The organism is Deltaproteobacteria bacterium (assembly GCA_016875225.1).
Classification (GTDB): Bacteria; Myxococcota_A; UBA9160; order SZUA-336; family SZUA-336; genus VGRW01.
Genome location: VGRW01000137.1, coordinates 1 through 5,332 on the forward strand (window position 1 = coordinate 1; position 5,332 = coordinate 5,332).

Genomic DNA, 5,332 nt, shown 5'->3' on the forward strand with positions numbered 1-5,332 from the left:
TTTTCGATTCGGGCAGCTCCGCGCGGACGCGCGCCGAGATCAGGATCTCGCCGCCCTTCGCGGCGTCGGAGAGCCTCGCGGCCAGATTCGTCACGTTGCCGATCACGCCGTAGTCGCGCCGCCCCTCGTAGCCGATGAACCCGCAGGTCGCGTAGCCCGTGTGCACTCCAATTCCCAGATCGATCGCGTAGCCGCGCAGCCTCCAGCCCTCGCGGAGCGTCGTGAGCGTCTCGCGCATCTCTAGCGCCATGCGCAGCGCGCGCTCGACGTGATCGGGCTGCTCCAGAGGATCGTTGAAGAAGACCATGAAGCCGTCGCCGGTGAACCGCTCCAGTGTTCCCTGGTACTTCGAGACGTGGACGCCCATCGCGGCGTGGAATGCGTTCAGCGTCTCGGCGACCTCTTCCGGCTCGACCGAGTCCGAGAACGAGGTGAAGCCGCGCAGGTCCGCGAAGAGCACCGTCACGGGCTTGCGCACCCGCTCCAGCCCTCGCGCCCCTCCGCGCGCCATGACCTGATCGATCACCGCAGGGGGGAAGAAGCGCTTCAGGTCCGAGAAGTCGCGCTCGCGCTCCTGCAGCCGAGCCAGCGCCTGCGCGCGCTCGATCGACTCGTAGGCCTGCTGGATCAGCGCGCCGAGCACGTCGAGCTCGAACGCTTCGTACGGCTCCTCGGCGGCGCGCGGGCCGAGCGCGAGCGCGCCGGCCACGTGCTCGCGCTCGTCGATCATCGGCAGCACGATCTCGGCGCCGAGCAGATCGAACTCGGCGAGCAGCTCGTCGCGCACGTTCTCGAACTGCGGCTCGACGAAGACGGAGGCGCGCGCGATCTCCTTGCGCGTGACGCGGAGCATGCGGAACAGGGCCAGGTCCGAGAAGCTCCCTTCGGCGAGCGGCTCATCGAGTCCGTGCGCGGCCGCGTGCAGGCGATCGTCGATCGTCCCGGGAAAGAGCACCGCCACGCCGCTCCTGCTGTCGAGCAGCCGCTCGCCGGTTCGCGCCAGCACTGCGAGCACCCCGTCGACATCGCCCCTCGCGGCGAGCTCGCGGCCGGTCGTGCGCACCAGCTCGGGCAGTCGCGCGCGCTTGGGGTAGAGCCGCGCGTCGAGGCGCGCGCTGTAGCGCGGCCACAGGTAGAGCACCGGAAGCAGGAGCAGCGCCACCGCCCAAGGACTGAGCGCCGAGAGCCAGATCGCGATTCCGGTCAGCCCGAGCACCGCGCCGCCGTAGAGGACCGCGCGGCGCACCGCGACGCGCGCGTTCAGGAGCTCGACGCGGAGCGTGATCCGCGCGAGCGCCAGGAAGAACAGACCGAGCGGCCAGTAGGCGAGCCGCGCGTCGATCGAGAGCCAGCCGAGCCCGATCTGCAGGAAGAGCACCACCCCGAGCGGCACGAAGCCGAGCAAGGTTCCGGCCGAGAGGATCCGCGCGCGCTGGCGCACCACCGGCTCGCGCGCGCGGAATGCGAGCCATCCGGAGCGCCCGACCATGGTCAGGATCGCGGCGAGGAAGGTTCCCATTCCGAGCGGCCGGGCCACGCGCTCGAGAAGCGGGAGCTCGAGCCAGAAGGCGCCGAGCGTCAGCGCCGAGAGCAGCGCGCCGAGCGCGTAGATCGCGATCGAGCCGCTGCGCACGCGGATGAACCGGCGCGGTGCCATCGGGAACGTGAGCGCGATGTGGAACGGCACCACGTACACGAAGCCGACCAGCAGGCTGAAGTAGAGCGGTCGGAAGGTCGCGTCGCGCGCGTTCGGCACGTAGAGCGCCTCGAGCGCGCCGCCGGACAGACACGCGATCGCCAGCAGCGACCAGCTTTCCGGCTCCCACGGCCGCAGCAGGAACGTGCCGATGCCCAGCGCCGCGAGCAGAAGCCCGATGATGTCGATCGCGCCCTGCGTGTAGAGCGCGTCGGCCGCGCTCCAGTTCCGCACCGGGAGCGAGAGCTCGCGCACCTCTCCGCCCGGCCGCACGATGCGGATCCGGTTCACGCCGCCGAGCTCGCGCACCACGCCGAGCGGCTGCGCGTTCCAGGCCCAGTCCGGCTCGATCTCGCGGCCGTTCAGCTCCAGGAGCCGGCCGCCGTAGCGCAGGCCCGCATCCGCGGCGTCGTCGCGCGTCGGGTAGATGAAGACGTCGTTCAGCAGGAATCCGGCATCTGGCTCGCCGATCCGTTCCAGCTTGTCCGCCACCGAGAGCGCCAGACCGAGCACGAACATGAGGATCAGGAGCAGGAAGCCAGCTTTCTGGGTGATCGTGCCGCTGGTGAAGCTGCGCCGGCTCGGCATGGCGGGAGTCTACGCGCTACTGTGACTCGCCGTGAGACGCAATCGCAGGCTCGTCGCCGCGCTCGGTCCGCTCGTGCTCGCGATCCTCGCCACCGGCTGCTCGACTCCGATCGGGATCCGCATCGCCGATCCGCGCGAGGTGCAGCGCTACCTGACGCGGAGCGCGCTGACGGAGAGCGAGCCCAGCGACTTCTCGCTGAACGAGCTCCGGCGCTACGACTTGCTCGAGACCTACGAACGCGAGCCGAAGACAGCGCTCGCGAAGCTGCACGCGGCGGCGCTCGCGGAGGACTTTCCGAAGGGCGCCCTGTTCGCCCTTTCGGAGCTCTGGTTCCTGCACGCGCAGGACGACGACGAGCGGGCGGGGTATGCCGCGGCCGGAGTCTACGCCTGGGCGCTGCTGTTTCCCGAGGAGGGGCGCGCGCCCCTCGATCGGCTCGATCCGCGCGAGCGGATCGCCGCGGACCTGTACAACCGGGCGCTGATCTCGCTGTTCAGGCGCAACGAGAAGGGAACCATCGCGCTCGCCGGCGGCGCTCCGATCGAGATGCCGTTCGGGCGGATCACCGTCTCGCACGCGCCCGACCTGTTGCAACAGGAAGGGGTCGAGCTCCACGACCTGCAGGCCGTGGCCGAGATCGAGGTCCGGGGCCTGCGCAACCGCTACCGGCAGCCGGGAATCGGCGCGCCGCTCGCCGCGAAGACCCTTCCCCAGCCCGGCGTGACGCAGGTCGTTCCGCTCGGCCCGCTGATGCGGATTCCGCTCACCGCGGTGGCGGTGCTCGACGAGCCGCTCGCGGGGCTGCGAAGCGGCGAGCTGCACGCGCACGCCGAGCTGCTTCCGAGCCTCGACGTCGATGCCGTCGAGATCGGGAGCCGGATGGTTCCTCTGGAAGCGGAGCCGACCGCGGCGCTCGCGGCGACGCTCGCGGAGTCGCGCTTCTGGAAGACCGAGCTGCAGGCGTTCCTCGGCAACGCGTTCGGCCTGCGCAGGCAGTCCGCGCTGGTCGGGGTCCGCCCGTACAAGAGCGGCCGGATTCCCGTGGTCTTCGTACACGGAACTGCGTCGAGCCCCGCGCGCTGGGCCGACATGGTCAACGATCTGCTCGCCGACTCGCGACTGCGGCATCGCTACGCGTTCTGGCTGTTCAGCTACGACTCGGGAAATCCCATCGCCTACTCGGGTTGGAAGCTTCGCGACGCGCTCGCGCAGGCGGTCGAACGTGCGGACCCGAACGGGAGCGATCCGTGCGCGCGCGACATGGTGGTGTTGGGGCACAGCCAGGGGGGCCTGCTCACCAAACTCACCGCGATCGACTCCGGCGACGTGTTCTGGAAGGGCCTGAGCAGCCAGCCCTTCGAGCAGGTGAAGCTGGCGCCCGACGACAAAGAGCTGCTGCGCAACGTGGCTTTCGTGAAGCCGCTGCCGTTCGTGACCGAGGTGATCTTCCTGGCCACGCCGCAGCGCGGGAGCTACCTGGCCGGTCCGCAGATCGTGCGGCGCCTGGCGGAGGCGCTGGTGCGGCTGCCCAGCGACGTGCTGAGCGTCAGCGCGGCCGTGGCGACCCAGGTGCCCACCGGCTCGGGCGACATGGCGCTGCGGAAGATCCCGACCAGCATCGACAACATGTCGCCGGGCAACCGCTTCATCAAGGCGCTGGCGAAGATCCCCGTGACTCCGGGAGTGCGCGCCCACTCGATCATCTCGGTCGACGACGACGCGCCGCTCTCGTCGGCCGGCGACGGCGTCGTGAAGTACGAGAGCGCGCACATCGACGGCGTCGAGTCCGAGCTGATCGTGCGCAGCCCGCATTCGGGAATGCAGGCCGCGCCAGAGACGATCGAGGAGGTTCGCCGCATCCTGCTCGAGCACTCGGAACGGTCCGCCTGCCCGGCTTCGCCGAGCTGATCGACTCGTGCTATCTCGACTTCCGGTGCGCGCGGTCACAGAGTGATCGCGATCCCGTGCCGTAGGATCGGATCGAGATCGAAGGAGACCGAATGAGCCGGCTTGGAATCAAGGGTGTCCTGGCAGGAGCGCTGATCGCGGTGCTCGCAGCTTCGGGCTGCGCGACGAGCGGGGACGTCTCCGCCGCGCGCTCCGAGGCGGCGGAAGCGCTTCGAGTCGCCAACGAAGCGAACGAGAAGGCGAGCGCGGCGGCAGCCGATGCCGCGGCCGCGCGGGCGGAAGCCGCCGCTGCCGCAGAGGAGGCGCGGAAGGCCAGCGAGAAGGCCGACCGCATCTTTCAACGCTCCCTCCACAAGTAGGGGCAAGCGCTCCCGAGCAGAGCCGGCTCCGCCGCCGAGTGAGTGGCCCACGCCGCCTGCGAAGGCGGATTTCGTCCTGGTCCTGAAGGAGGCGCGCCGGATGCTGCTGCTTCGCGGCAATCGGGTGCTGCGCGACTACGAGGTCAGCCTGGGCGCGAATCCGAAGGGCGCCAAGCGGCGCAACGGCGACGGGCGCACGCCCGAGGGCCGCTATCTGCTCGACTGGCGCATTGGCGAGAACCAGAGCCGCTTCCACCGCGCGATCCACATTTCTTACCCGAACGACTGGGACCGCGAGTTCGCGCGCGGCGCTGGCATCGAGCCCGGCGGTGGCGTCATGATCCACGGGCTTCCGGAGAACGAGAGCTGGGTGTCCGAGGCGCATCTGGAATTCGACTGGACGAACGGCTGCATCGCCGTGACCAGCGACGAGATGGAGGAGATCTGGGAGCTCGTCGATGACGGAACGCCGATCGAGATCCGCCCGTAGCGCCGCGCTGCTTCTGCTCGTCGCGCTCTCGCTGCCCGCCTGCGTCACGGGTCTGTTCCGGAGCCCCGAGAAGCCACGCACGCGCTACCTGCTCGAGAACCCGCCGGCGTCCGCGGATCTGGTGGGGCGGCTCTCGTTCCGCGAGACGAGGACCGAGGACACGCTGATCGACCTGGCGCCCGAGCTCGGCGCTGGCTACGTCGAGCTCCTGGCCGCGAACCCCGGCGTCGACCCGTGGCTGCCGCCCAAGGGCACGCGGCTGGTCGTTCCGGCCGCGAGGCTTCTGCCGA

5 protein-coding genes are annotated in these 5,332 nt (G+C 70.1%); 4 read left to right on the forward strand and 1 reads right to left on the reverse strand.

From position 1 onward, the window contains the following. The coding region (locus FJ108_17820) for a hypothetical protein (GenBank protein ID MBM4337749.1) at positions 1-2,284 on the reverse strand (2,284 nt) is incomplete at its 3' end. A gap of 31 nt (positions 2,285-2,315) precedes the next feature. Here FJ108_17820 and FJ108_17825 point away from each other — a divergent pair. The 4 genes from FJ108_17825 to FJ108_17840 form a co-directional block, all read left to right on the forward strand. After that, on the forward strand, positions 2,316-4,193 hold the full coding sequence (locus FJ108_17825) for an alpha/beta hydrolase (protein ID MBM4337750.1): 1,878 nt from the start codon (positions 2,316-2,318) through the stop codon (positions 4,191-4,193). Between the two features lie 107 nt (positions 4,194-4,300). Further along, positions 4,301-4,552: a hypothetical protein gene (locus tag FJ108_17830; protein MBM4337751.1), complete on the forward strand. Its 252-nt coding sequence runs from the start codon at positions 4,301-4,303 to the stop codon at positions 4,550-4,552. Continuing rightward, positions 4,452-5,042, forward strand: a complete 591-nt coding sequence (locus FJ108_17835) for a hypothetical protein (GenBank protein ID MBM4337752.1) — start codon at positions 4,452-4,454, stop codon at positions 5,040-5,042. Before FJ108_17830 ends, FJ108_17835 begins: the two co-directional genes overlap by 101 nt. Beyond that, the coding region (locus FJ108_17840; GenBank protein MBM4337753.1) for a peptigoglycan-binding protein LysM at positions 5,011-5,332 on the forward strand (322 nt) is incomplete at its 3' end. The genes FJ108_17835 and FJ108_17840, both read left to right, overlap by 32 nt.